This is a genomic window from Methylobacterium sp. CM6257 (assembly GCF_054611515.1).
Genome location: NZ_CM137735.1, coordinates 3,091,036 through 3,116,462, shown reverse-complemented (window position 1 = coordinate 3,116,462; position 25,427 = coordinate 3,091,036). Strand labels below are relative to the sequence as shown.

The following is a 25,427-nucleotide window of genomic DNA, read 5'->3' as shown; positions in this document are numbered from 1 at the left end:
GGCGACCTGGCTGGGCCGGTGTCGGGTCGGGCCCGGCCTTCATCGCCCTCCGCTGAGATGATCGCGGCCCCGCAGACGTCAAGTCGCGGGCCGGGCGCGCTGTTCGACACCGCGGATGCCTCCGTGAACGCTATCCCGCCGCGCGCTGCAGGGCGCTCGGGCGCGGCTCCAGATCCGCACCCGGCAGGTTCGCGCCGGTCATGCGCTGCTCGACGGCCGCGAGCGCGTCGAGCAGGCGCTTCCGGAGCCGGGCCGCACCGTCCGCCTCCAGCGCGTCGACGTCGATGTAGAAGTCGATCCCCCGGGCGTGCTCGGAGAAGATCGTGTCCTGGGCCCCGGCGCTGAGATCGCCCTCGATGGCATAGGGGACGACGTCGCGGCTGATCCCCTTCATGCGGATCGGCTCCTGCGGGCTCGCGCGGACGATGTCGCTGACCAGCGCGTAGGTCTCGTAGCTCAGGGTGATCCCGCCCGGCGCCGCGGCCGCCTGTAGGCGGGCGGCGAGGTTCGCTTCCGCGCCGATGATCGTGTAGTCCATCCGCTCGTCGCTGCCGAAATTGCCGACGTTGCAGTAGCCCGTGTTGATGCCGATCCGGGCCTGGAACGGGCGCTCGATGCCGGATCGCCGCCAGCGGGCGTTCAGCTGGCCGAGGCGCCGCTGCATCTCGATGGCCATCCGGACGCAGGCCTGCGCGTCCTCGCGGACGCCCTTGGTCTCGGGGTCGCCGAAGAAGACCAGCATCGCGTCGCCGATATACTTGTCCACCGTGCCGCCGTGCTTCAGCGCGATGGCGGTCATCTCGGTCAGGTACTCGTTCAGCAGCGCGGTCAGCTCCTCGGGCTGCAGGCGCTCGGTGGTGGCGGTGAAATCCTTGATGTCCGAGAAGAAGATCGTCAGCTTCTTGCGCTCGGTGGCCACCGACACGTCCCGTTCGCCGCTGAAGATGCTCTTGTAGACCTGCGGCGAGATGTACTTGGCGATCTGCACCGAGACCGACGCCAGGAAGCCGTTCGACTCCGTCAGTTCGCGGTTGATCCGGTCGATGAGCCGGGATTGGCGCGCCTGCAGGAGCAGGAAGGTTGTCCCGGCGAGCGCCGCCAGGATGAAGTAGCCGAGCAGGTACTTGAAGGCGAAGACGTTGGCGACGATCGGCTGGCGCAGCACGATCTCCTGGATGCCGCGCACGTCGCCGACCTTCCAGTCGGTCTTCGGGCTCAGGGGATGCCCGTTGTGGCAGCGCACGCAGGCCGATTCCATCCGGATCGGGGCGGCGATGCGCACCTGGCGGTCGAAGATCGAGCCGGTGGTCTCGGCGACGAAACCGGATTGCGGGTGGGCCCGCAGATCGGCCAGCGCCCGGGCTTCGAAGGCGTCGAGGTCGTGGGGCTTGCGGTCCTTGAACGGCAGATCGGAGATGAAGCGGTACTTCACCGCCCCGTGCTCGCCGCTGATCCGCTCGCCGAGTTCCAGGGAGAGCGTCGCGGGGATCGGAATCGCGTTGGGCACGCCCTTGTAGTCGTGCGTCGTCACCACGCGGCCGGTGGCGCCGTTGACCGCCTGGACGACGTCGCTCGCGTAGAAGCTGCGCATCTGGTCGATGATCCGGCCCGTCTCGACCGCCTGCGTCTCCAGCATGCGCTCGGACAGGCCGCGCAGGTCGAGCCAGACCGCGAGCGGCAGACCGGCGAGGCCGAACAGGATGGCGCAGACGAGCAGGGGTCCCATGATCCGCTGATGCCGCGCGGTCCGCTCGATCACGCTGGACATCCCGGTCGCCTCTTCTCCACAGGCTGGATGACTTGCCCGCACGCCGGCCCCGACGGCGGCAGACCCCGGCAGCTCTGCCGTCCCGGCCTGCGAGTCGCAGGCTGGCCGGAACACTACAATGCCCGAAACACGCCGTCCAAGAGCATGTCCGGCCGATTACAGTGTCCGCGCCCAAGTGCTCGCCAGGATCACTGTCCAGGCCTGGGCGGCGGTCGCGCCGGATAGCGGAAGGATCACCCGCCGCCTTCCGGAGCGCGGCGGCGACCTGCGGACGCGCGCTCACCATGCGGGGCGCGCGATCGGGCAGGGTCGCAAATTAATGTTAACTGCTCCCTGCATCCGGAAGCGGCTTGCGGGCCGCCATCCGGTAGGATTTAAGAGACAACGAAGCTCCTGGTTGGTCCTGGGAACGTTCACGAGCGAACTCGAGCCCCGTCAGCCTTCGTGCGGCGGGGCTTTTTGTTTCTGGAAACAAACGGATACGGGAGCTCATCCGCCTCTCGACCATCCGTTCGCAGGATGTGCTTTAACGCACCCGGCCGTTTTGGCCCGATGGCCCGCTTTCGCCCTGTTGCAAAGCTGCACTATCGCGGGAGCGCATCCTGGGGTCCTTGTCGCGCCGCACACATCCCGCACAACGGGAGACTGAGGACCAGATGATCAAGAAGCTTCTTCTCGCGAGCGCCGCCACGGCGCTCCTGACCGGCGCCGCCTCCGCGGCCGACCTGCCGCGCCGGGCTGCGCCCCCGCCGGTCTTCACCCCCGTCCCGGTCTTCACCTGGACCGGCGCCTACTTCGGTATCAACGCCGGCTACGCCTTCGACGCCAGCAGCAACAACACGTCGAGCTTCGCCGTGCCCTTCCCGTACGGCAACGGCACCACCGCCTCCTTCAGCCAGCGCAACCAGGAAGGCTTCTCCGGCGGTGGCCAGATCGGCTACAACTGGCAGCTGACCCCGGGCTCGGGCGTGGTCATCGGCTTCGAGGCCGACGCCCAGTACCTCGACTTCGGCCGCAACCGGAACAACGCCTTCGTCACCGGCCCGCTGGCGCCCGGCTACTACGTCACCGACCCGCGCGGCCTATCGAGCCTCGACTTCTTCGGCACGGTGCGCGGCCGCCTCGGCTACGCCTTCGACCGCGTCCTCGTGTACGGCACCGGCGGCTTCGCCTACGGCTCGGGCAGCGCCGACCGCTCCTTCGGCGGCTTTGCCGGCAACGACAGCTTCCGCACCGGCTGGGCCGTCGGCGGCGGCATCGAGTACGCGCTCCCGACCGACTCGTTCCTGAACTTCTTCCGCTCGTCCGCCGTGACGCTGAAGGTCGAAGGCCTGTACGTGAACCTCGACCGCAACACCCGCAACCAGGGTGCGTTCGTGATCAACGCCGCCAACAACATCCCGGTCGTCTACAGCCCGGTCGGTCGTCGCGACGACGAGTTCGCCGTCATCCGCGCCGGCCTGAACTACAAGTTCGGCTCGTACTAAGAACCTCGCTCGGACGTGTCCTCCGCGCCGTGCGGCGCGGAGGACGATCTCCCACCGGGGCGTCCGCCAGACCCTCTGAACGCGCCGTATCACGCTCGACCTTGAGCCTCCCCAGCCCGATCAGACTGGCCGCTTGAGCCGAGAAGCGTCCCGGGAGCCTCTTCCGGGACGCTTTCCGTTTGGCCGGTCCGCCGATGGGCGCGCCGGTCTGCGGCGAGCCTCAGGCGTGGACGGCGTGTTCCAGCTGCGCCTTCGACATCCGCGAGCGGCCGGGCACGTTCTGCGCCCGGGCCCTGCGCATCAGTTCGGCCTTCGTGGTGCCCGACTGCCCGCCCTTGCGCGCGGCGGCGGCCTTCTCGGCTGCGGCCTTCGGCTGTCTCGAGAACTGCTTGCCCTTGCGGGTATCGGCCCGCTTCTTGGCCGTGCTGTCGGCATATTCCTTGTCGGTCAGGCGCTCGCGGGCCTTCTTGGGCAGGTAGCGCTCGCCGGTCTTGCCGCTCGCCTTGCCCGACTTGGTGCCCCATTCCTCCTCGGTCCATTGCTGGAGGTGGTTCTCGGGATCCTTCTTGCCTGCGTAGCCGCCGCCTTCCTTCTTGTATTCGGCCGTCGCCATCTGCGCCTTGCGGGCCGACCACTGACCCGGCTTGCCGCCCTTGCCGGAATTCGTGACCTGCTTCTTGACCTTGTCCCACAGCTTGGGATCGGTCTTCTTGGCGGTTCCTGACATCGTCGCGCCTCGCAAAAAAGATTTGGCAGACAACACGAGGCCTTCTGCTCCGTTCCTGCGGCGCGTTTGCCCGCGCGCTGACGACCGCGACCCCGATCGGCACAAGTCCCGCCCGCAGCGCCCTCATCGATCCCGGATACGGCGGCCGCCTCGGCGGGTTGGCCCCGAAGGACGGCCTCCCCGGCCCGTCGGCGGCGCCTGCCGCAGACCGGATCGGTGCCGGGAGCCCCAAGGCGTTAAGAGGGATGCCGCATGGCTGACGAACCGATCGACACCCAGGCCCAGCGGATGCCCGGCGGCAAGCCGGCGCGCGAGGGGTTGGCGAACGCGCCGCTCGATACCGCCACCGGGGCGGTGAAGCCGCAGGACGGCCCGATGGAGCGGGCCGGCACCGAGAAGGAGGAAGCCCGCCGGGGCGGCACGAGCCTCGGGGCGGAGCGGGACCGGCCCAGCGGCAGCCAGGGGTGAAGCGCGAGCGCGCGGCCGAGCGCGTCCGGCGGGCCCTGCGCCGAGGCCCGGCGGCGACATTCGACACAGAGAGGAACCAGCAGCATGCACATCCGGCACAAGCCCCTGCGTGAGCAGGTGATCGTCATCACCGGCGCTTCCAGCGGGATCGGCCTGGCCACAGCGCGGGCGGCCGCCCGCCGCGGCGCCCGCGTGGTTCTGGCAGCGCGCAACGCCACCGCCCTCGACGACATCGTCCGCGACATCCAAGACCAGGGCGGCGAGGCCCGGGCCGTGGTGACGGACGTGTCGCGCCGCGAGAACATGGAGGCGCTGGCCGCCGAGACGGTGCGTGCCTACGGGGGGTTCGACACCTGGGTCAACAATGCTGGCCTGTCGATCTTCGGCCGGCTCGAGGAGGTCTCGGACGAGGACCACCGCCGGCTGTTCGACGTCAATTTCTGGGGGATCGTCTACGGATCGACGGTGGCGCTGCAGCACCTGAGACGCACGGGCGGCGCGCTGATCAACCTGGGCTCGGTCGCCTCCGACCTCGCCTTCCCGATCCAGGGCATGTATTCCGCCTCCAAGCACGCGATCAAAGGCTTCACCGACGCGCTCCGGATGGAACTCCAGGAGGAAGGTGCCGCCGTGTCAGTGACGCTGATCAAGCCCGCCTCGATCGACACGCCTTTTCCCGAGCACGCCAAGAACTACATGGCGCGCGCGCCGAAGCTCCCGCCGCCTGTCTACGACCCGGAGGATGTCGCGAAGGCGATCCTCTACGCCGCCGAGCACGGCCCGCGGGATCTCTACATCGGCGGCGGCGGCAAGATCATGAGCTCGTTGCGCAAGCGCGTCCCCGCGGCGACCGACTGGATGGGCGCCCATGTGGTGGCGAAGACCCAGAAGGCCGGCGCGGCCGGGGAGGGCCGGAACGGAGCCCTCTACAAGGCCGGCCGGGATGGGGCGGTGCGGGGCGGCTCGCCCCACCACGTCATGCGCAGCGTCTACACCCAGGCCTCGATCAACCCGGTCCTGACCGGAATCCTGCTCGCGGGCGCCACGGCGGCGGCGGCCTCGCTCCTGGCCCGCCCCGGCCGCCACTAGGCCGCTTCCGGCCGGGTTAAACGCCGGCGCGGCGGTCGGGACACGCGACGCAGCCCGGCATCACGGACCGTGCCCGATCACCGCGATCGGGCACGGCTCAACCCGCCGCATTGTTTGTTTCTGGACGATTATGGCTGGGGTCAGCGCTCATTCAGGCCCGATGACCACTCTGGCGAGGTCTTGCCCCGGCCCATCCCGGGGCAAACCCGTACAGAAGGTCTGATCATGACGCATGTGAAGATTCTTGCGGCTGCCGCGGCCGTCGTCGGCGGCCTCGGCCTCGCCTCTGCCAGTGCCGCGCCCCTGGCGCCTGTCGCGGCCGACGCGGTCACCGGCCCTGCTGCGGTCAGCACCGTCGCCTTCGGCTGCGGGCCCGGCTGGGCGCCCGGACCCTACGGACGCTGCCGGCCGATCTACCGCCGTCCGCACTTCTACGGCCCGCGCTGCGTCTTCCGCCCGACTCCCTTCGGACCGCGGCGCGTCTGCCGCTACTGAGGCGGGCCCGCGCCGGGACGGGACATCCCGGCGCGGGGACGGCACGTCCGGGGGCACCGAACCGTGAACGCCTCCGCGGGTTGGTCCTAGGGCCGGTTGCTGTCACACGACAACAGCAATCGGTCCTATCGTTTTGCGATCGCAAACGGATTCCGGGTAGGTGCTTCCCGCACCCCGGCACGCCGCCTCAAGATGTCCGGCGCGGGCGCGCGCGCCGGCCTGTCGAGTGAAAGCGTATCTGTCACCGTAGTTTGAGCGAACTTTCTCATGCGGTCCGGCAACACGCGGGAGAGCCCATGACCCGGGATCAGAGCGGTGGCGCGAATCCCTCTCCGAAGGAACGGGCCGCGGGCGAGCGCGCCGGTCGCAAGCGCCTCGGCGAGAATGGCTACCCGCAGCCTGCACCCACGCCCGAGGAGCAGGATGCGGCCAACCGCACCAAGATGACGGTGACCAAGAAGCCGGAACCGAACCCCCATGCCATCAAGGGGGCGATGGGCGAGGAATAGGGTGCTGTCCGCTGAGGGCGCTGCCGTTCGGCGACAGCGCGCATTCAGCCGGGAATAAACCCTGCGGCGGGCCGGTTCTTGATCCTGTGGCGCATCGCTGCAGGGTGGGCACCCATGGCTTTGCAGGCAACCGACCGGGCGGGCGCGGCTCGGCGCACGCCATGACGACCCTGGCGCGCGCGCGGTTCAGCCGGCTCGTGCTTCCGCGTCTCGGCGAGGGCTACCGGCTCGCCCACTGGCTCACCGGCAATGCCGCGGATGCCGAGGACGTGATGGAGGCGTGTCTGCGCGCCTACCGGGCCATCGAGAACTGGGCGGTGTCGGACCTGAACATCCGGGACCTGCGCGGCTTCGCGGAGCTGTTCCGGTCCCGGCTCGCCCGGACGGGGTAACGCGCCCGGGCATAAAGGTCCGCTCCGCCCGGTTCTTCGGGAGGTCGTCCCATCGATCAGATGAGGATCCGCACGTGATTGCCAAATCGGAGTCGATCCCCCGGATCGCGGGGGACATGATGGGGCGCTCGCCCGGCCTCGCCTTCGAGCGGAGGTCCAGTGTCGGCGGGGCCGACCGGCCCTCCCCGGACCCGGTGATCGTGGAGACGGCGCTCCACCTCCTGGCCGAACATTTCGAGCAGGGGCTGGCGGTCACCGATCGGCGCGGGCGGGCGCATTTCCTGAACCGCTCCGCCCGCGCCTGCGTCAACCGGGGTCTTCTGCGCCTGGAGCACGGCTGCCTGCGCGGCCCAACGCCCGAGGGCAGCGCGGCCCTGCGCAGGACCATCGCGCGCTGCGCCGCCGGCCGCTGCAGCGGCTCGATGCGCCTCGAAGGCGAGGGCGGCACGCTCTTGATCGCCGCCCGCTCGATTTTCCCAGGGGCGAGCCCGACCGCCGAGGGGGCGGTGCTCCTGCGCCTCATCGATCCCGCGGCAGCGCGGCTGCCGGCCCCCTGCGTGCTGCAGGATCAGTTCGGCTTCACCCCAGCCGAGGCGGCCCTGGCCGTCGACATCCTGGCCGGAAACGATCTGAGGGCGAGCGCGGCGCATCGCGGGATCACCCGGAACACGGCGCGCGTGCATCTGCGGCGCCTCTTCGAGAAGACGGGAACGCGCCGGCAGGCGGAGCTGATGCGTCTTCTCCTGCTCTGCCCGCAACCCATCGGCCCCGGGCAGAGCGGCCCCTCGGTCGTGTCTGCACCATCTACCGCCAGTATCCTGAATGGATGATGCGAGTGCAGTAGAAAATCCCAACGCCGAGTCGGACAATCGAAGATCGATAAAACATTTCTGACTCAATGAAGACAGAATTGGATTTGCATCATTTCTGAAACTCGTCCGGAAAAGCCGCGCGTGGACGCGGACCTCCCGCGTGCTCTCGGCGTTCGACGATACGCTGCACGATATCGGCCTGGACCGGCGCACGCTCCGCACCTTCTGCCAGAACGGCTGCACGCATCGGCCCGCCCCGGCGCACCGGTCCGAGGCTCCCGGTGCGGTCGCGGCGGCCGGCGTGTTCGGGATGGCCGCCGGCTGAGCGGCTTGCCCGGGGCCCCTCAGATTTCGACGCAGATCTTGCCGAAATGGCGGTTGCTCTCCTGATGACGGAACGCCTCGACGAGATGGTCGAGCGGGTAGCGGCTGTCGACCACCGGCCGCAGCCCGCAGGCCTCGATCCCGCGGACCATCTCGATCTGATGGCGGCGGCTGCCGACCAGCACGCCCTGGAGGCGGATCTGTTTCAGGAGCGCCGGGACCAGCGGCAGCTCGCCCGCCACCCCCGACAGGATGCCGATCACCGAGATGTGGCCGGCGACCCGTACGGCGGCCATGGACTGCTCCAGCGTCGCCGGCCCGCCGACGTCGAGGACGTGGTCGACGCCGCGCCCGTCCGTCAGCCGCCGGGCGGTCTCGCCCCAGGCTGGATCGGTCCGGTAGTTGATCAGGTGGTCGGCGCCGAGCCCGCGCAGGCGCTCCAGCTTCGCGTCGCTGGAGGAGGTGGCGATCACCGTGGCGCCCGCCGCCTTGGCGAATTGCAGGGCGAACAGCGACACGCCCCCGGTACCCTGCACCAGCGCGACGTCGCCGCTCTTCAGGCCGGCATCGGCGTGCAGCGCCCGCCACGCGGTCAGCGCGGCGGTGGTCAGGGTCGCGGCCTCGGCGTGATCCCAGCCCTGAGGGGCGCGGGTGAAGGCGGTGGCCGGCGCGGTGACCTGCTCGCGCGCGTAGCCGTCGACCCCGTCGCCCGGCACGGTGGCGAAGCCCTCGACCAGCGGGGTGCCTTCCAGCCAAGTGGGAAAGAACGTGCTGACCACCCGGTCGCCCACGGCGAACTCTGCCACGCCGGGGCCCACGGCCTCGACCTCGCCGGCGCCGTCGGACATCGGGATGCGCGGCTCGCTCGGCCCCCACATACCGCTGACCACGGCATAGTCGTGATAGTTGAGGGAGCTCGCCCGCAGGCGAACGGTGATCTCGCCGGGACCCGCCTCCGGGACCGGCCGCTCGCCGAAGGTCACCTTGTCGAAGCCGCCGCCGGGCTGGACGATGACGGCCCGGGCTGTCGATCCGGTCATTGACGCACCTCTCGCTCCGCGGCCTGGGCCGCCGGGCGGTGGAGACTGGCAGGCGGCGCGGCCGGCGTCGAGACGGGGGCCGAGGTTTCCGCGGGGCGATCCGGCCTCCTCTCCCGTGTGGGAGGGATTGCGGGGAGGGGGCGACGGTTCAGGACGGATCACGCCATCGACGCGCGTTCAGGACAGAGCCTCATCCGGAGAGTTCTTGCCCCTCACCCTGTCCCTCCGCCGCACGGGAGAGGGGGCCCGCGCTCGGTTCTGGGCGTGTGTCGTCCGCCTCAGCGTGTGAAGCCGGCAGCTCACACAGGCGGGCGAAGACGTCGCAGCCCGCCGGGCAGGGCGCCGTTCCTTGACCGGCGCCCCCGCAGCTCACGGCCGCGGCAGGGTGTGCAGCGCCTTCAGGAAGGCGTCCAGCTCCGCGCGGGTGTTGTAGAAGGCGAGCGAGGCCCGCACCGACTGGTCGACCCCGAACCGGCGCAAAGCCGGCAGGGCGCAGTGATGGCCCGAGCGGACCGCGATGCCGTGCGCGTCGAGATGGTGGGCCACAGCCTCGTTCTCCTGCCCCTCGATCACGAAGGACATGACGCTGGCCTTCTCCCGGGCCGTGCCGATCAGGCGCAGGCCCTTCACGTCGGCGAGGCCGGCTTGCGCGTACTCCAGCAGGTCGTGCTCGTAGGCGGCGATAGCCGGAATGCCGACGCCGTCCAAGTAGTCCAGCGCCGCGCCGAGACCCACCGCCCCGGCGATGTCCGGCGTGCCCGCCTCGAATCTTTCGGGCGCGCCCTTGTAGACGGTCTTCGCGAAGGTGACGTCGTGGATCATGTGGCCGCCGCCCTGCCAGGGCGGCATCGCCTCCAGCAGGTGCGTCTTGCCGTAGAGCGCGCCGATCCCGGTCGGCCCGAACACCTTGTGGCCCGAGAAGACCAGGAAGTCCGCGTCGAGGGATTGCACGTCCAGCGGCATGTGCGGCGCGGATTGCGCCGCGTCGACCAGCACCGGCACCCCGTAGGTATGGGCGAGCTGGATGATCTCCCGCACCGGGTTCACGGTGCCGAGCGCGTTGGCCACCTGCGTCACCGAGACGATCTTAGTCCGGCCCGACAGCAGCGCCGCGTATTGCTCGAAGATGATCTCGCCTCGGTCGTTGACCGGGATCACCCGGATCGTCGCTCCGCTCTGCTGCGCCAGCAGCTGCCAGGGCACGATGTTGGCGTGGTGCTCGATGGTCGAGACGATGATCTCGTCGCCCGGGCCGATATTCGCCCGGCCGTAGGCGTTCGCGACGAGGTTGATCGCCTCCGTGGTGCCGCGCAGGAAGACGATGTCGTCCTTCGACGGGGCGTTGAGGAAGCGGCGCACCGCCTCGCGGCCGCCCTCGAACAGGTCGGTGGCGCGCGCCGCCAGGGTGTGGGCAGCCCGGTGGATGTTCGAGTTGTGCCGCCCGTAGAACTCCGAGGTCGCGTCGATCACGGCTTGCGGTTTGTAGGTGGTGGCGGCGTTGTCGAGCCAGACCAGCGGGTGGCCGTTGACGCTCTGGTGCAGGGCCGGGAAGTCCCGGCGGACATGCTCCACGTCGAAGGGCGCCGCCACCGGGCTCGACCCCTGCGCCGCCGGCCGCGGCGCCGGGCCCGGATCGCGGGTCGGCTCGACCCGAGGGCTCGCCGGCGCCTTGCGGGCCGGCCCAGGGCCGAGGTTCAGGAAGTAATAGTCGGCCGGTGGGGCCTCGGGCGCCTGGGAGAGCCGTCCCGTTCGCGAAAAACCCGCCTGCACCGCGTCCACGCTCCACGCCGACGGGTCGGCCGGCACGAGATGCGGGGCGAGCACGTGCGCGAAGGCGTTGGCGCGCGGGTGGTCCGCGGCGATCTGCCGGTGCAGCGCCGGCCCGCCGGGGAGGGCGGCTGCCAGCGCCGGGGCGCTGGCGAAGGAGAAGTCCGGCAGGACGGGACGCGGGCTCGCCGGGTGGACCGGCGGGATTGCGGCCCCTTCGGTGAAGGCCGGGCTCGCGGGCGCGAGATTCGGCACGATCGGACCGGTGAGGCCCGGCAGGCCGACCGGCGGCGCCCCGAAGGCGCGCCCCGCCAGCACCGACGCGTCGGGCTGCAGCCCGGAGGGCTGACCGCCCGAGGGGGCCGGGGGGATGCCCTGAGGGGCGCTCGGCGGCGCGCCGCCCGGGTCCTGGAGCAGGCCCTCAAGGGCCTGCCGGACCTGCGGGCCTGCGGGAATCGCCGGGGCGAAGGGCTGGCTCGCGGCCGGTCCCTGCCCGTAGATCGCCCGGGCGAGGCGCCCGACGAGATCCGCGTGGGCCAGGTCGCCATGAACCAAGTCGCCCGGGCTCGCCCCGGGCAGCCCGAGGGCGAAGGCCTCAGGCGTAGTCATGGTAGTTGCCCAGCAGCACGTTATCGAGTCGGGCGATCGCGTCCTCGACCAGCACGGCGGCCGAGAAGTAGCGGGTCACGAGGTGCGAGGCGATCGAGTGGTCGTTGGTGCCCATGTAGCGCACTGACAGACCGGGTTCGATCTCGCCGGTCACGCCGGACTTCTGCAGGCCGACCACGCCCTGCTCCCCCTCGCCGACGCGCAGCAACAGGATCGCGGTGGTCTCGGCCCCGGTCACCGGGTCGATATCGATCGGCAGCTTGTCGCTCGGCACCAGCGGCACGCCGCGCCAGGTGATGAACGGCGCGCCGAACAGGTGCACTACCACCGGCGGCACGCCCCGGCGGGTGGCCTCCCGGCCGAAGGCCGCGATGGCGCGGGGATGGGCCACGAAGAAGGCGGGCTTCTTCCAGACCAGGGTCAGCAGCTCGTCGAGGTCGTCCGGGGTGGGCGGGCCGCCGCGGGTCGGGATGCGCTGGCGCGGGCCGACCTCGCCCAGCAGGCCGAACTGCGCGTTGTTGAGGAGTTCCCACTCCTCGCGCTCCTTCACGGCATCCACCGTCAGGCGGATCTGCTCGCGGAGCTGGTCGATCTCGTTGGAGTACAGGTCGGTGACCCGGGTGTGGGTGTTGAGGATCGTCTGGATGGTCGAGAGGTGGTACTCGCGCGGGTGCGCCTCGTAGTCCACGAAGGTCGTGGGCAGGCGCGGCTCGCCGGTCTGGGCCGCCAAGAGCTCGATGCCCTGCTCGCCGTAGGAATTGGTGTGGCCTCTGAGGCGGTCGCGCTCCTCGCGGTACTGGGCGATCTTGGCGTGGATCTCCTCGCTCTCGACCGCGGCGGCGTCGAGGGTCAGGAGGGTCACGGCCGACAACGCCTTCACGGCCGGGGCAGGGGCGCTGTCGCCGACGAGGCCCGCATCACCGAAATAGTCGCCCTTGGCGGCCAGGCCCTGGCGCAGGCGGCCCTTGTAGGGACCCGACAGGGTCAGCTCGACGGTGCCGTCGGCCACCACCGTGAGGCTGCGGCCGGCGGAGCCCTCCTCGTGGATCACCGCGCCGGCCTTGTGCTGGCTCTCGGTGAACTTGGCCGCCAGCGCCGCGAGCTCGGCATCGCCCAGCCGGCTGAACAGCGGCACGGCGCGCAGGGAGGCGGGGCGGATCACCCGGCCCTTCTCCTCGACGGCGAGGTCGATCCGGCCCGGGCGCACCAGCACGACGGCGCGGCGGTTGACGCGGTAGACGCCACCCGCCACGTCCACGAAGGGCAGGAGCCGCAGGAGCCAGCGCGGCGTGTTGGCCGCGTTCTGGACCGAGGTGACGGTCGCCGTCGCAAGATTGCGTGCCGCCGTGGCGCTCACGCTCAGACCCGGTCCGCTCATCGTTCGTCCTCACTCCATCAGGGTTGCAGGCGCGCCGCATCGATCCGCGCGTCGGCGGTTCGCCCCGCAGCGCGCGGGGCGGGCGCACAGCGCACCAGTCAATTATTCACGCCGACGACAGATCTTTAGATTTACTTTTTCCGGGTAATTACCCACGGGGTGGATTGGTCGGCGGTTGAACGCCCGCGGCTGCGCCGCTTGCCGGGACGAGCTTGCCTCTTGCCGGGAGCCAATTTCGCTGATTCTCTCGTGAGATGGGCCGCAGCGAACTGGAACGGCTGAGCCGCGAGGAGCTGATCGAGTTGGTGCTGCGGCTGCAGCGGCCAGAGAAGACCTCGCGCACCTCGTCCAAGCCGCCCGCGACCGATCGCAAGGAGCAGCGCGCGCAGTCCAAGCCCGGCGGCGCCAAGCCCGGTCACGAGGGTCACAGCCGGGCGTTGAGCGACGATCCCGATACGCTCGTCGAGCATCGTCCCGAGGCTTGCACGCGCTGCGGCGGCAGCCTGCATGCCGCTCTTCCGGCAGAGATCGTCAGCGTCTCTGAGCAAATCGAGCTGCCCGCGGTGGCGCCGATCGTGACGCAGCACCAGCGCCTCGCCGTTTGTTGTCCGAGCTGCGGAGAGCGGGTCGTCGCACCGGTGCCGGAGGCGGCGCGCGGCACCCCGTTCGGTCCGCGGCTGCACGCGGTGGCGACGTACCTGAAGACCTTCCAGGCGCTCTCCTACGAACGGCTGCAGGCGGCGCTCTCCGACCTGTTCGGTCTGACGCTGAGCCAGGGCGGTCTGATGAACCTGCTCCGCCGCGCGCAAGGCCGCTTCCGTGCCGGTCGTGACACTGCCATCGCCGCCCTGCGCAAGGCCGAGGTTGTCGCCTGCGACGAGACCGGCGTGCGGATCGAGGGCTCGAACGCTTACCACTGGCTGTTCCACTCGGCGCAAGCCGTGGTGCACGCGGCCTCGCCGACGCGCGGCGCTGTCGTGGTGCACGAGATGATGGACGGGCATCGGCCCGCGGTGTGGATCTCCGACCGCTACACCGCCCAGCAAGGCCATGCGGATGAGCACCAGACCTGCCTGGCGCATCTGGCACGCGACGTCGCCTATGTCGTCGAGGCCAGCGACGATCCCGTGCCCTGGCGTCTGCAACTCTGGCTGCAGCGCGTGTTCGCCCTGGCCGGGCGCGTCACCGACTTGGCCGCCGCGACGCTCTCGGCCAAGCGCCGCAGCCTGGATCGGCAACTGGGTGCCATCCTCGCCACGTCGAGCCGCCGTGATCTGAGCCGCGACCTACAGGCCAAGATCAGCCGCGCCCGCGATCAGCTCCTGGTCTTCCTCGCCTATCCCGGAAAGGTCGAGCCGACGAACAACGGCTCCGAGCGGCTGCTGCGTCCGGCTGTCGTGCAGCGGAAGGTCACCAACGGCTACCGGGCCATGTGGGCGGCCGAGGGCGAGGCCGCCATTCGCACCGTCGTCGACACCGCGCGCCTCACAGGCAGCAGTCCCTTCGGCGCCATCCTCAAAACCGTCGGCGCCTGAGCCCAGCCATCACAGGCCTGGGTAATTACTTTTCCGGATTCGTGACACGTATATCCCGCAATCCGGTCAATTCTTACCTGTTGAACTGAAGCGCTTATCGCGACCTCTCTCTGCCGTGATCTGGATAAACTCTGATTCGGCCGAGGGTCAACCAAACGGTTTTCTCATTTTTTCACAGATTGCGGAAGCAAAACCCCTGGTATGCATGACGCATAGGATAGACATACCGACAAAGCCAAAGACAGAGAATTTAATTTTACGAACCTCGCATGCGCAGCAGCAGCCGGACGACTTTGTTTCAAGGGAGGAAATTTTCCGCCAGTCTCAGATGCCATCCCCGTAGACGAAGGACTGATCCATGCTGAGCGCCGGTTCCTCGCCGGCGGGCAGGCGCGAGACGACCCGCGCGGGCACGCCCGCTACGGTCGTGTGGGGCGGCACGTCCTGCAGGACCACCGCGGCGGCCGCGACCTTGGCGCCCGCGCCGACCCGGATGTTGCCCAGCACCTTGGCGCCGACGCTGAGCAGCACCCCGCGCTCGATCTTGGGATGCCGATCGCCGCTCTCCTTGCCGTTGCCGCCGAGCGTCACCGACTGGAGGATCGACACGTCGTCGGCGATCACCGTCGTCTCGCCGACCACCACCCCGGTGGCGTGGTCGATGAACACCCCCGAGCCGATCCGGGCGGCCGGGTGGATGTCACAGCCGAACACCTCGGAGATGCGGCTCTGGACATGCAGCGCCAGGGTGGCCCGGCCCTGGTGCCAGAGCCAGTGGCCGATCCGGTAGGCCTCCAGCGCCGCCAGCCCCTTGTAGAACAGGAACGGGTCGAGGTAGCGGCGGCAGGTCGGGTCGCGCTCGCGGATGGCCACGAGGTCGCGCACCGCGTGGGCGCCGGCCTGCGGGTCCGCCTCGAAGGCCGAGAGGCACAGATCGCGCATCGACAGCCGGGCGAGGTCGCCGTCCCCGAGGCGGTGAGCGAGGCGGTAGGCGAAGGCCTGCGCCAGGGAGCGCTGGTCGAGAATCGTCGCCTGGATGATCCCGGCATAGAGCGGCTCCTCGACCAGCGCCGCCTCGGCCTCTGCGCGCAGGGCCGCCCAGACCTCGGCCTCCGCGGTGCCGCGGCTCGTGGTGCGCAGGGGCGGCTGCGTCGGCGCCAGCGCGCTCATGGCAAGGTGTTGCACGCGGGCGCGCCGTCACTGCACGGGCTGGAAGGCCATGGTGTCGAACTCCCCGGATCGGCAGGTCGCCGCGGCCCGATCCTGTCGCGGACCCGACCGGGACAGAATCGGGCCCGATCCGTGGGAAGGCTCTTCCGGATGCCCCAGACCGGCAGAGAAGGTTTCGGTCACATGCGGGGCGATCGAGAGCATTTTTTCGTTAAACCATTGAATCGTAATGATATTCTCGAATCCGACAGAGTTTTGCAAGCCTGCCTGCGGGGCGCCGTCGCCCCGCGCGGACGCCGTCGGTCCGCTGGCCGGCCTCGGTTCCGGCCCGGGAGTGCGGGCGCCGGGTCTCACCTTCTGCTCCGGGATGCACGTTTGACGAACAACCTGAGCTTCAAGACCAGGTCAATTTGGCAGCACATTCTCGCCCTTGGCGCCTAGATTGGCACCGCCGCCGAGACAGTCGAGGCTAGGCTGATGGAGGGTACCGTGATCGCCAGCATGGATCGGATTGCTCTGACGACTTCGCAATGTCTGCCGTGTTGCCGCGTCCGAGACGAGGAGAGCGCACGACATCATACATGGAAGGCGACCAGCGATGCTGATCTATGACACCCCCCACGACACGCCTGCAGACCTGAGCGCCGCACCGGCCGCGCTCCCCGATCCCGCCACGGCGGTCGGCAATCCCCTGTCCCGGAGTATCCGGGTCTATCCGTCCCACGAGCGGGCGGCCCTCGCGAGCGCCCTCGATGACGGCCTGATGCCCGACGAGGTGGCCCGGATCCTCGCCGGCCGACGGGTGGCCGAGGCCTTCCCGGTCCGCTGGGGCGAGAGTCCCGAGGCCTACGCGTCCCGGGCCGTATCCGAGATGTTCGTCGCCTACCTCCAGTAGGTCGCTGCGGCCGGCCCTGCCGGCATCCCCGACCGCGACCGTGCGCAGGGCGACCCCACGCGGGCTTCCGCCGCAGCGTCGCGCCTCCGCCCCATAAGGATCCGACATGGCCGACGTCACCCTTGGAGGAGGGCGCCGGACGGGGACGGCCGCGGCCGCCCTCGCCCTGGCGCTCGGGGTCGCCGCCTGCCCGGCGGGCGCCGCCCCCCTGCCGAAGCACCGGACCGCCTCTGCCGCCGCGGACGGGCCGGACGTCCCCGCCCGGGTGACGGTCGGGCCGGGTGGCCGCGACCTGCACCTCGCGGGTGACCTCACCGCGGGCGTGGCGGCCCGGGTCGCCGAGATCCTCGCCGCGCACCCGCAGGTCGAGCGCATCCGCCTCACCAGCGCCGGCGTCCGCGGACGGGCGCGCCATCTCGCAGCCGGCAGCCGGCTCGGCTTCCACGCCCCCTACGAGATCGGGGCGCACGGCCGCATGCGCCCGGTGAATTCCGCGCCGGAGCGGGCGGCCTATCGCGCCGCCGGCCTGCCGCGGGCCTTCGTGGCGCGGGCCCTGGCGGTGCCCCCGGCCGGCATCTGGATTCCCGACGCGGCGGAGCTGCGCGCGGCCGGTATCGTGACCGAGATCGTCGAGCCGGACCGCTTCCTCGATCCAGCCCGCGCTCCGGAACCCGGGGCGTCCGGGTCCCGGACCTCCCGCGTGCCGATCCGCGAGGCCGCCGCGATACGCGCAGAGCCGCGCCAAGCGAACGCGAACAGCGCCGGGCCGTAGGCGTCGCTCCCCCTCGACACGCCACGCAGGTGCCTATCTTCGGACGGTCGGTCGGGATCATGGGGGAACGGATGCCGGATTATCGCCTGCGCGGGGCGGCCCGCGGAGAGGACGGGGAGATCGGCACGCCGATCGTCGACGAGGTGCTTACGGCCGTCGACGCCAAGGAGGCGGTGCGGCTGGCCAACAGCCGCTCGCTCACGATCGACGACGATGCGGTGAACGCCCTCTGGCTGGTGGACGCGAACGGGACCCTGCTGTGGTCCCTGCGCCGCGCCGACCGCGAATCCTGACGGTGCCGCGCGCCAGCGCGGCCGTCAGGCCGGCGCGCGTGCGCGCGGGCTGCGCCGAGAGCGGGACCCGGGCTTTCGGCAAGGCCGGGAGGCGGGCTCTTCACGTCGTCCCGCGCCCGCAGCGGGGTGGTCTTGCCGGCACCGGTGTCACCCACCAGGGCGACGATCTCCCCGGCCTGGACCGTGAGATCGATGCCGTGCAGCGCGTGCGCCGCCCCGCCATGGACGACCTCCAGCGCCACGACCTGCAGGAGGGCCGGACCGGCGCCCGATCGGTCCGCCGCCGCGGCCTGCTTGCGGCTCTTGGCGTCGCCAGCCCCCTCGGCCGGCGCAGTCGCGCGGGGTGGGGAAGGGCCGGCGCGGGGAGCAGGCCGGGGAGGAGCTTCTCGTGCCGGCCCGATCGGACGTGACGCAGCGCAGGCTGCAGGGTCTGGTCGTCGGCCTCCCTTGGGCCGCGAAGCCGGGATTCGCCGCCGGACCGGGTCACGGCCGCGCCTCAAAAATCTCCGATGAGCTCCCCGATACCGGAAACTAATCTGCATAAGTATTCATTTGATACATCTCTATGTAGGTTCGGCTTCCCACGACGTCGTGGAGGAGCAGCCATGCCCAATCCGCTCGTGCGCAAGCTAGAATGCTATGTCGGCCTCTCGGAGGCGGACCGGCTGTGCTTGGCCGACGCCGTCAGCCCTGGCCGCTTGGTGGCGGCGCGCACCGACATCATCCACGAGGGGGACGATCCCCGTGCGGTCAACGTCGTGCTCGAGGGCTGGGCCTGCCGCTACCGGCAATTCGCCGACGGGCGCCGCCAGATCGTCGGGCTCCTCCTGCCGGGCGATGCGTGCAACCCGCATGCCTTCCTCCTCGACGAGATGGACCACGCGATCGGGGCGATCACGCCGGTTCTCCTGGGCCAAGTCTCCGGCACCGCGATCCAGTCGATGACGGCCCGCAGCCCGCGGCTCGATCTGGCCTTCCACCGCGAGGCGCTGGCCGCGGCGGCCATCCAGCGGGAATGGACGGTCAGTCTCGGCTGCCGCACCGGCATCGAGCGCCTCGCCCACCTGTTCTGCGAGCTGCATACGCGGCTGGCGGCGATCGGCCTCGCGGACGGGGATTCCTGCCCCATGCCGGTCACCCAGAACGATCTCGGCGACGCGATGGGCCAGACCAGCGTGCACATCAATCGCACGCTGCAGGAACTGCGCGGCCTGGGTCTGATCACCCTGCGCGGCCGGCGCCTGACCATCCACGATCCGGCGGCCCTGGCCCGCCTCGCGTTGTTCGATCCCACTTACCTCCATCTCACGGTGGGGGCCGGCCGTGCCGTTGCGCAGCGCGCTTGAACCGCGCGCCCCCCGGAGCGATTGGGCCAGCAGAGACGACATCCGGAGAGACCCGGCATGACAGACCCTCGCGATCTGGCGGAGCGACTCACCGCCCTGGAGGCCGACAATGCGCGCCTGCGCCGGCTGCTCGACGAGGCGGGCATGCCCGACAGCCTGCGGCACGGCATGCGCAACACGATGGCGATGGTGCGCACGATCATGCACCGGTCCGCCGAGGGCGTCGCGGATGTCGAGACCTACGTGGCGCATCTCGACGGCCGTTTCGGAGCCGTCATGCGGGTTCAGGCGGCCACCGACGCGTTCGGCGGGGCGGATCTGCACTCCCTCATCTCGGACGAGCTGATGTTCCACCTCGTGCGCGAGGGCGAGCAGGCCACGATCGGCGGCCCGCGGGTGCGGCTCCGGCCCAAGGCCGCCCTGGTCCTGGCGCTGGCGCTCCACGAGCTGACGAGCAACGCGATTGAGCACGGCTCCCTGGCGCTTCCGCAGGGTCGGATCAGCGCGACGTGGCAGGTGGACACCGCCCGGGACGGCGCAGGAATGCCCCCCCCGGTCCTGACGCTCGACTGGGTCGAGACCGGCGGCAGCGGGGTGCGGGAACCGGCCAAGCGCGGTTTCGGCACGGACGTGCTGGAGGACATGCTGTCCTACGATCTCGGCGCACAGGCCTCCCGAAGCTTCGCGCCGGACGGGCTGCGCTGCACCATCCGCCTGCCGCTCACCGCCCGCATCGGAAGCCCCGTGGCCGAGGAATCTGCGGCCGAACGCTGGGACGGCGAGGGCTGCTGAGGATCGCGGCGCGGGCGCGATGCGCTAGCAGGCCTCCGCGGCATCGTAGACGGCCCCCGCCAGATCCTCCAGCTTCTCGCGGTCGACGACGGTGATGCGCCCGCGCCGCGCCCGGATCATGCCGGCGCCTTCGAGCATGTGGGTCGCCGTCGTCACGGTGGGACGGCGTACGCCGAGCATCTTCGAGAGCACCTCGTGCGTCAGTTGAAGCTCGTCCTGCTCCAGGCGGTCATGGGTCATGAGGATCCAACGGGCGAGCCGCGCCTCGACCGGGAGGTCGGCATTGGCGTAGACTGTCTGTCCCACCTGCACGATCAGGCTCTGCACGTAGCGGCCCAGCACCCTGCGCAGGCCGGCGCTCGCGTCGAGGGCCTCCCGCAGGACGCCCGCCGTGATGCGCAGCGCCTCGCCGCCGGCCTGCACGATCGCGGTATGGGGCGTGGTGTCCGCACCGAGCGCGAGCGGCACGCCGACGAACCCCTCGCGTCCCGTGAGCCCGACCTCGATGCGCCCCTCGCGGGTATCCGCCACGAGCGAGACGAGCCCCTCCTCGATGAAATGAGCATGCGTGATCGGCTGCTGGGGTGCGATCAGGACGTCGTGCAGCGGGAGCGGCACCGGCTCCAGGGCGGGAGCGATACGGCCGAAATCCTCCGGCGCCAGGGCGGCGAGCAGGCGGTTGCGGAGGGCGGCTTGCTGCGGCTGAACCATGGGCTGCTCCGGGTCGGGCAGGAGCACAAGGGATCTCCCAGTCACCCGCGCCCGAAGATCCCGGCGGATGATCTTCATTCTCGCACGCTGAGCCGCACAGCAGTATGGAATAGATTAGTTTTGGCGTTCCAAGTCACGCCGCCCCAAGTCGTTGCTGCGGTGAGGCAGGATTCGGGGCGGCCGGGATCGCGGTCGGTCACGGCCCCGGCGCCGCACGCACCCGCCGCGTCATCGCGGGCAGCGCGCCCAGAGCGTCCTTGGCCTTACCCGAGCCGGACAGGAGCAGGTATTCGGGACTGAACCCCGCGAAATCCTGCAGGCGCCTGAGATCCGGCACGCGCACGCTCTTGCGCCCACTCTCGATCAATCCGGCCTTGCGGAGATCCGAGAGAACCCGGGACAGGTGGACGTTCGAGAGCCCCGCCGTGTCGGCGAGCTCCGCCTGCGCGAGGGGCAGGCGGTAGCCGGGCTCGGTGCCGATCCCGATGGCCTGCAGGCGCGTAACGAGTTCGCAGATGATGTGCGCCACCTGCTTGTCGGCGGACCGGCGCCCCACCCCGACCAGCCATTCCTGCAGAACCGCCTCGTCGGCCAGGACCGACCACCACAGGGCGCGATAGATGTTCGGCCGGACGGCCGCGAGGGCCTTGATCGTCCGGTAGGGCACGGCGGCGACCGTGCAGGGCGTCAGCGTCGCGACGGAGTGGATCGCGCGATCGAGCAGGGATGCGTGCAGGTCACAGCCGTCTCCCGGAACGAGGTAGGCGATGATCGATCGTCCGCCGTCGGGCACGAGCCTGTAGCGGCAGGCATACCCGTCGAGGATGACGGCGGCCGCGTCCTGGCGCTCCCCCTCGGAGACCAGATCCCGCCCCGCCTCCACGCGCGCAACATCGCCGGTTGCGGCCGCCAACGCGTCAAGATCGTCATCGTCCAAATCTGCGCGGAGCGACAGCTTGCGAAGGAAGGGGTTCAACACGGCTCCCGAAAGGATCGCGCCACGTCAAGCCCGGCGCGACCGTAAACGCGTGGCAGAGTAGCTTTACTCCCGAAGATCAGCAACTTACCGCACCGCTCCGCCTTCGATTTCCGACTGCCACGCTTCGGAGAACAACCGATAATCGGACACGTCAACACCCGAATGCGGTATTCAGCGGGGCCGAATTGGGTCCAAGGTGACGGAAATCCGCGGCACACGCTGCGATCAGCCGTGAGGGAGGGGCGATTCCCGTGACTGCCACCGCGGCTCAGACACTCGAACCTGCGTCCGGCACGGTCGCACTCCGCGTGCATGTCAGGCGGATCCTCGGTCGGATCGCGGCCCCTCGACCGGGCTGTCAGTAAAGCTGAAACACGCGCAGCACGACGCCGTTTTCGTCATGGATCTCCATGCGCCAGCGTTCCGCGGCATCCGGCAGCTCGCCGTTGTCACGGAACTCCGCAATCAGCGTCACGGCTTCCGCTTCCGCCTGCGCGATCGACCCGGCCAGGACCCCGGTCTCGTCCTCGATCGTCTCGCCGTCCCCGACCAAGCGGAAATAGTAGCGCTCAACCATCGCATCCTGCCGCACCCGGCACCGTCGCCGCACGTCCCCGCGGCCCGCACCGGGATGACGATTCCCCCTCTCGCCCACAATTCCCGCCGCGGACTGGGGTAAGTGGCAACGCCGCACGCATGATCAACACGGCAGACCTGCACCCGGGGCGCCGCGCTCGCCGGCGCGCCTGTGACACCGGCACGGTCGCCGTCACCGAAAAAAGGGGCGGCAGGCCGGTCCTTCTCGCAGGACCGAACCGCAAGATGGGATCGCCCGGCGGTGACTGCCTAAAATTTTGGCACACGATTTGCGAAGCCTCGGACCGTCTGAACGAAGACGACGAAGGGCACCGCCGTGACAGCATTTAGAACCTGGGCCTCGGCCGCCGCTCTGGCCGCCGGGCTGGCGATGAGCACTCTGGGGGCGGGGGCCGCCCGGGCGCAGGAGACCATCAAGGTCGGCATCCTGCACTCGCTGTCGGGCACGATGGCGATCTCCGAGACCACCCTCAAGGACGCGATGCTGATGCTCATCGCCGAGCAGAACGCCAAGGGCGGCGTGCTCGGCAAGAAGCTGGAGCCGGTGGTGGTCGATCCGGCCTCGAACTGGCCGCTCTTCGCCGAGAAAGCCCGCGAGCTCATCAGCAAGGACAAGGTCGCGGCCGTGTTCGGCTGCTGGACCAGCGTGTCGCGCAAGTCGGTGCTGCCGGTGTTCAAGGAGCTCGACAACATCCTGTTCTACCCCGTCCAGTACGAGGGCGAGGAGAGCGAACGCAACGTGTTCTACACCGGCGCCGCCCCGAACCAGCAGGCGATCCCGGCGGTGGACTACCTGATGTCCGAGGATGGCGGCGGCGCCAAGCGCTGGGTGCTGGAGGGGACCGACTACGTCTATCCGCGCACCACCAACAAGATCCTCGAAGCCTATCTCAAGTCGAAGGGCGTCAAGGACGAGGACATCCTGATCAACTACACCCCATTCGGCTTTTCCGACTGGCAGACGGAGGTGTCGAAGATCAAGGCCTTCGGCTCGGCCGGCAAGAAGACCGCCGTGGTCTCCACCATCAACGGCGACGCCAACGTGCCGTTCTACAAGGAGCTCGGCAACCAGGGCATCAAGGCCACCGACATCCCGGTCGTCGCCTTCTCGGTGGGCGAAGAGGAGCTCGCCGGCATCGACGCCAAGCCGCTCGTCGGGCACTTGGCCGCCTGGAACTACTTCGAGTCGATCAAGACGCCGGAGAACGAGGCGTTCATCAAGAAGTGGCAGGCGTTCAAGAAGAACGCCAAGGCGGTGACCAACGATCCGATGGAGGCGCACTACATCGGCTTCAACATGTGGGTGAAGGCCGTCGAGAAGGCCGGCACCACCGAGCCCGACAAGGTGATCGCCGCGCTCCCCGGTATCGAGCAGAAGAACCTCACCGGCGGCACCGCCAAGATGCTGCCCAACCACCACATCACCAAGCCGGTCCTCATCGGCGAGATCGAGCCGAACGGCCAGTTCGACGTGGTGTGGAAGACCGAGGGGCTGATCCCCGGCGAGGCGTGGTCGAAGCAGCTCGAGGGCTCGAGGGACCTCGAGGCCGACTGGGTGAAGCTCAACTGCGGCAACTACAACACCAAGACCAAGACCTGCGGCGGCGCCTGAGGCGCGCTCCCGCTCCTCCGCGGAACCGAGGTGCCGGACCTGCGATCCGGTTCGGCACCTTCGGATCGCGGTAAAACGCGGGTTCCCTCTCTCATGCGGGAGAGGGAGAGGGCCAAATCTCTCCGGAGAGGTCGCCCCCTCAGCCCAACCCTCTCCCGCACGGGAGAGGGGGCCTGTCGGGCCCAGCATCGACCCATCCGTACGGATCACCGCTGCCCGTCAAGGACCCAGGTCCTCCGCGCGTCGTCGCCGTCCCGCTTCCTGAGCGCAACGAAAAATCTCGATGCTCCGTCTCCTTACCCTCCTCGTCCTGCTGCTGGCCGCCCCCGCGCTGGCCCAGGCGCCCGACTCCTACGGTCAGCTCGCCGGCGACGGCTACGCCGAGATCGAGGCCGGCGTCTCCGGCCTCGCGGCGAGCGGCGACCCGCGCGCCGACGCGATCCTCTCGGCCCTGTCGGACGGACGGCTGCTCGTGCGCCCCGCCGACAAGGCCCTGCTGATCCGGCAGGGCGGCACGGTGGTCGACGCCCGGACCGGCGCAGCCGTCGCCGACAGCCCCGACCTCAAGCCCGTCCGGGCCAACAACCGGGTCCGCCGGGCGGTCGAGGCCGCCCGCGGGCAGCTCGACCTCGCTAGCCCCGACCCGGCCAAGCGCCGCGCCGCCGCCGACGCGGTGTTCAAGGCCCGGGACGCGGCCGCGCTGCCGGCCCTCGACGCGGCCCTCGGGCGCGAGACCAACGCGGGCGTGCGGCAGTCGCTGATCGAGGCGCGCGCCGCCGTACTGCTCGGGAAGCCCGGGACGCCGGACGCCGACCGGCTTGCCGCAATTTCCGCCATCCAGACCCGGGGCGATGGCGACGCGATGGGCATCCTGCGCGGTCTCGCGGCGGATCCGAGCGAGGCGGCGCGGGCGGCGGCCGCCCGCGGCATCGCGGCGATCGAGACGCGGCTCGCGATCCTCGGCGCCCTTCAGAACGTCTGGTACGGCATCTCGCTGGCCTCGGTCCTGCTGCTCGCCGCCATCGGGCTCGCCATCACCTTCGGGGTGATGGGCGTGATCAACATGGCGCACGGCGAGATGGTGATGCTCGGCGCCTACACGACCTACCTCGTGCAGGAGCTGATCCGCACCAAGGCGCCGGTTCTGTTCGGCTGGTCGCTCGCCATCAGCATTCCCTGCGCGTTCCTGGTCGCCGGCCTCGTCGGCGTACTGATCGAGCGGTTCATCATCCGCTTCCTGTACGGGCGCCCGCTGGAGACGCTGCTCGCCACCTTCGGGGTCAGCCTCGCGCTTCAACAGGGCGTGCGCTCGATCTTCGGCCCGACCAACCGCGAGGTCGGAGCTCCCGCCTTCATGAGCGGCGCCGTCGATGTCTACGGCCTGTCGATCACCTGGGGCCGGCTGTGGATCATCGTGTTCGCGATGGCGGTGTTCCTCGGGCTGCTCTTCGTCCTGCGGAAGACGTCCTTCGGCCTGAAGACCCGGGCGGTCACCCAGAACCGCCGCATGGCCGCCGCCATGGGCATCCGCACGCCCTACGTCGACGCCCTGACCTTCGGGCTCGGCTCCGGCATCGCCGGGATGGCCGGGGTGGCGCTGTCGCAGATCGACAACGTCTCGCCGAACCTCGGCCAGGGCTACATCATCGACTCGTTCCTGGTGGTGGTGTTCGGCGGCGTCGGCAACCTGTGGGGGACGCTGGTGGCGGCGCTGACGCTCGGCGTCGTGAACAAGCTCGCCGAGCCCCACATCGGCGCGGTACTCGCTAAGATCGGCCTCCTGATTTTCATCATCCTGTTCATCCAGAAGCGCCCGCGCGGCCTGTTCGCGCTCAAGGGCCGGGCGGTGGAATCGTGAGC

24 protein-coding genes and 2 pseudogenes are annotated in these 25,427 nt (G+C 70.0%); 16 read left to right on the top strand and 10 right to left on the bottom strand.

Annotation, left to right across the window (positions count from 1 at the left end):
- Nucleotides 1-130: 130 nt before the first annotated feature.
- The gene (locus tag ACYCO6_RS15190) at nt 131-1,768 is read right to left on the bottom strand and encodes an adenylate/guanylate cyclase domain-containing protein (protein WP_459772625.1); all 1,638 of its coding nucleotides are present in this window, start codon (nt 1,766-1,768) and stop codon (nt 131-133) included.
- 656 nt (nt 1,769-2,424) lie between these two features.
- On the opposite strand from ACYCO6_RS15190, the gene ACYCO6_RS15185 reads away from it, so the two are divergent.
- Nucleotides 2,425-3,255 (top strand): outer membrane protein, encoded by an 831-nt coding sequence (locus ACYCO6_RS15185; RefSeq protein ID WP_459772623.1) that lies wholly within the window; start codon nt 2,425-2,427, stop codon nt 3,253-3,255.
- Nucleotides 3,256-3,475: 220 nt separating this feature from the next.
- Here ACYCO6_RS15185 and ACYCO6_RS15180 read toward each other — a convergent pair whose 3' ends face one another.
- Nucleotides 3,476-3,982, bottom strand: coding sequence for a hypothetical protein (locus ACYCO6_RS15180; protein ID WP_459772622.1), 507 nt, complete (start codon nt 3,980-3,982; stop codon nt 3,476-3,478).
- Between the two features lie 252 nt (nt 3,983-4,234).
- Between ACYCO6_RS15180 and ACYCO6_RS15175 the strand changes: the two genes are divergently transcribed.
- The 7 genes and pseudogenes from ACYCO6_RS15175 to ACYCO6_RS15145 all read left to right on the top strand — a co-directional run bounded on the left by ACYCO6_RS15175 (nt 4,235) and on the right by ACYCO6_RS15145 (nt 8,072).
- Complete coding sequence (locus ACYCO6_RS15175) at nt 4,235-4,450, top strand: hypothetical protein (protein ID WP_459772621.1); 216 nt, start codon at nt 4,235-4,237, stop codon at nt 4,448-4,450.
- An 84-nt stretch (nt 4,451-4,534) separates the two neighbouring features.
- Nucleotides 4,535-5,539, top strand: a complete 1,005-nt coding sequence (locus ACYCO6_RS15170; protein WP_459772619.1) for an SDR family oxidoreductase — start codon at nt 4,535-4,537, stop codon at nt 5,537-5,539.
- A gap of 225 nt (nt 5,540-5,764) precedes the next feature.
- Complete coding sequence (locus tag ACYCO6_RS15165) at nt 5,765-6,034, top strand: GCG_CRPN prefix-to-repeats domain-containing protein (RefSeq protein WP_459772617.1); 270 nt, start codon at nt 5,765-5,767, stop codon at nt 6,032-6,034.
- A gap of 296 nt (nt 6,035-6,330) precedes the next feature.
- Nucleotides 6,331-6,543, top strand: coding sequence for a hypothetical protein (locus ACYCO6_RS15160; RefSeq protein WP_459772615.1), 213 nt, complete (start codon nt 6,331-6,333; stop codon nt 6,541-6,543).
- Between the two features lie 161 nt (nt 6,544-6,704).
- Nucleotides 6,705-6,860: pseudogene (locus ACYCO6_RS15155) on the top strand (sigma-70 family RNA polymerase sigma factor); the annotation flags it as partial.
- Nucleotides 6,861-7,009: 149 nt separating this feature from the next.
- On the top strand, nt 7,010-7,765 hold the full coding sequence (locus ACYCO6_RS15150; protein WP_459772613.1) for a helix-turn-helix transcriptional regulator: 756 nt from the start codon (nt 7,010-7,012) through the stop codon (nt 7,763-7,765).
- A 142-nt stretch (nt 7,766-7,907) separates the two neighbouring features.
- A complete protein-coding gene (locus tag ACYCO6_RS15145; RefSeq protein ID WP_459772612.1) occupies nt 7,908-8,072 on the top strand; it encodes a hypothetical protein in 165 nt (54 codons plus the stop codon).
- Nucleotides 8,073-8,091: 19 nt separating this feature from the next.
- On the opposite strand, the gene ACYCO6_RS15140 is transcribed toward ACYCO6_RS15145, so the two are convergent.
- The 3 genes from ACYCO6_RS15140 to ACYCO6_RS15130 all read right to left on the bottom strand — a co-directional run bounded on the left by ACYCO6_RS15140 (nt 8,092) and on the right by ACYCO6_RS15130 (nt 12,865).
- The gene (locus ACYCO6_RS15140) at nt 8,092-9,111 is read right to left on the bottom strand and encodes a zinc-dependent alcohol dehydrogenase family protein (RefSeq protein WP_459772610.1); all 1,020 of its coding nucleotides are present in this window, start codon (nt 9,109-9,111) and stop codon (nt 8,092-8,094) included.
- A 369-nt stretch (nt 9,112-9,480) separates the two neighbouring features.
- Entirely contained in the window at nt 9,481-11,487 is a 2,007-nt protein-coding gene (locus ACYCO6_RS15135) for a family 2A encapsulin nanocompartment cargo protein cysteine desulfurase (RefSeq protein WP_459772608.1), read from the bottom strand.
- Nucleotides 11,474-12,865: a family 2B encapsulin nanocompartment shell protein gene (locus ACYCO6_RS15130; RefSeq protein WP_459772606.1), complete on the bottom strand. Its 1,392-nt coding sequence runs from the start codon at nt 12,863-12,865 to the stop codon at nt 11,474-11,476. Before ACYCO6_RS15130 ends, ACYCO6_RS15135 begins: the two co-directional genes overlap by 14 nt.
- Before the next feature lie 254 nt (nt 12,866-13,119).
- Between ACYCO6_RS15130 and tnpC the strand changes: the two genes are divergently transcribed.
- Nucleotides 13,120-14,400 carry an IS66 family transposase gene (tnpC, locus tag ACYCO6_RS15125; RefSeq protein ID WP_459772605.1) on the top strand — a complete coding sequence of 427 codons (1,281 nt, stop codon included), beginning with the start codon at nt 13,120-13,122 and terminating at the stop codon, nt 14,398-14,400.
- 324 nt (nt 14,401-14,724) lie between these two features.
- Here tnpC and cysE read toward each other — a convergent pair whose 3' ends face one another.
- The gene (gene cysE, locus ACYCO6_RS15120; RefSeq protein WP_459773582.1) at nt 14,725-15,570 is read right to left on the bottom strand and encodes a serine O-acetyltransferase; all 846 of its coding nucleotides are present in this window, start codon (nt 15,568-15,570) and stop codon (nt 14,725-14,727) included.
- A 598-nt stretch (nt 15,571-16,168) separates the two neighbouring features.
- Here cysE and ACYCO6_RS15115 point away from each other — a divergent pair.
- From ACYCO6_RS15115 to ACYCO6_RS15105, 3 genes are all read left to right on the top strand, one after another.
- On the top strand, nt 16,169-16,465 hold the full coding sequence (locus ACYCO6_RS15115; RefSeq protein WP_459772604.1) for a hypothetical protein: 297 nt from the start codon (nt 16,169-16,171) through the stop codon (nt 16,463-16,465).
- 106 nt (nt 16,466-16,571) lie between these two features.
- Complete coding sequence (locus tag ACYCO6_RS15110; protein ID WP_459772602.1) at nt 16,572-17,237, top strand: hypothetical protein; 666 nt, start codon at nt 16,572-16,574, stop codon at nt 17,235-17,237.
- A gap of 71 nt (nt 17,238-17,308) precedes the next feature.
- A complete protein-coding gene (locus ACYCO6_RS15105) occupies nt 17,309-17,530 on the top strand; it encodes a hypothetical protein (RefSeq protein WP_459772600.1) in 222 nt (73 codons plus the stop codon).
- Nucleotides 17,531-17,685: 155 nt separating this feature from the next.
- Here the strand turns inward: ACYCO6_RS15105 and ACYCO6_RS15100 are convergent.
- Nucleotides 17,686-18,072 (bottom strand): annotated as a pseudogene (locus ACYCO6_RS15100) (hypothetical protein); the annotation flags it as partial.
- Nucleotides 18,073-18,135: 63 nt separating this feature from the next.
- Here ACYCO6_RS15100 and ACYCO6_RS15095 point away from each other — a divergent pair.
- Entirely contained in the window at nt 18,136-18,876 is a 741-nt protein-coding gene (locus tag ACYCO6_RS15095; RefSeq protein WP_459772599.1) for a Crp/Fnr family transcriptional regulator, read from the top strand.
- A 57-nt stretch (nt 18,877-18,933) separates the two neighbouring features.
- Nucleotides 18,934-19,668: an HWE histidine kinase domain-containing protein gene (locus ACYCO6_RS15090; RefSeq protein ID WP_459772597.1), complete on the top strand. Its 735-nt coding sequence runs from the start codon at nt 18,934-18,936 to the stop codon at nt 19,666-19,668.
- A 24-nt stretch (nt 19,669-19,692) separates the two neighbouring features.
- On the opposite strand, the gene ACYCO6_RS15085 is transcribed toward ACYCO6_RS15090, so the two are convergent.
- The 3 genes from ACYCO6_RS15085 to ACYCO6_RS15075 form a co-directional block, all read right to left on the bottom strand.
- A complete protein-coding gene (locus tag ACYCO6_RS15085) occupies nt 19,693-20,379 on the bottom strand; it encodes a Crp/Fnr family transcriptional regulator (protein ID WP_459772595.1) in 687 nt (228 codons plus the stop codon).
- Nucleotides 20,380-20,575: 196 nt separating this feature from the next.
- Nucleotides 20,576-21,358: a Crp/Fnr family transcriptional regulator gene (locus ACYCO6_RS15080; RefSeq protein WP_459772594.1), complete on the bottom strand. Its 783-nt coding sequence runs from the start codon at nt 21,356-21,358 to the stop codon at nt 20,576-20,578.
- Between the two features lie 358 nt (nt 21,359-21,716).
- A complete protein-coding gene (locus ACYCO6_RS15075) occupies nt 21,717-21,950 on the bottom strand; it encodes a DUF6894 family protein (protein WP_459772592.1) in 234 nt (77 codons plus the stop codon).
- 375 nt (nt 21,951-22,325) lie between these two features.
- On the opposite strand from ACYCO6_RS15075, the gene urtA reads away from it, so the two are divergent.
- On the top strand, nt 22,326-23,567 hold the full coding sequence (gene urtA, locus ACYCO6_RS15070) for an urea ABC transporter substrate-binding protein (protein ID WP_459773580.1): 1,242 nt from the start codon (nt 22,326-22,328) through the stop codon (nt 23,565-23,567).
- 283 nt (nt 23,568-23,850) lie between these two features.
- Nucleotides 23,851-25,425, top strand: coding sequence for an urea ABC transporter permease subunit UrtB (gene urtB, locus ACYCO6_RS15065; RefSeq protein WP_459772591.1), 1,575 nt, complete (start codon nt 23,851-23,853; stop codon nt 25,423-25,425).
- Nucleotides 25,426-25,427: the final 2 nt, after the last annotated feature.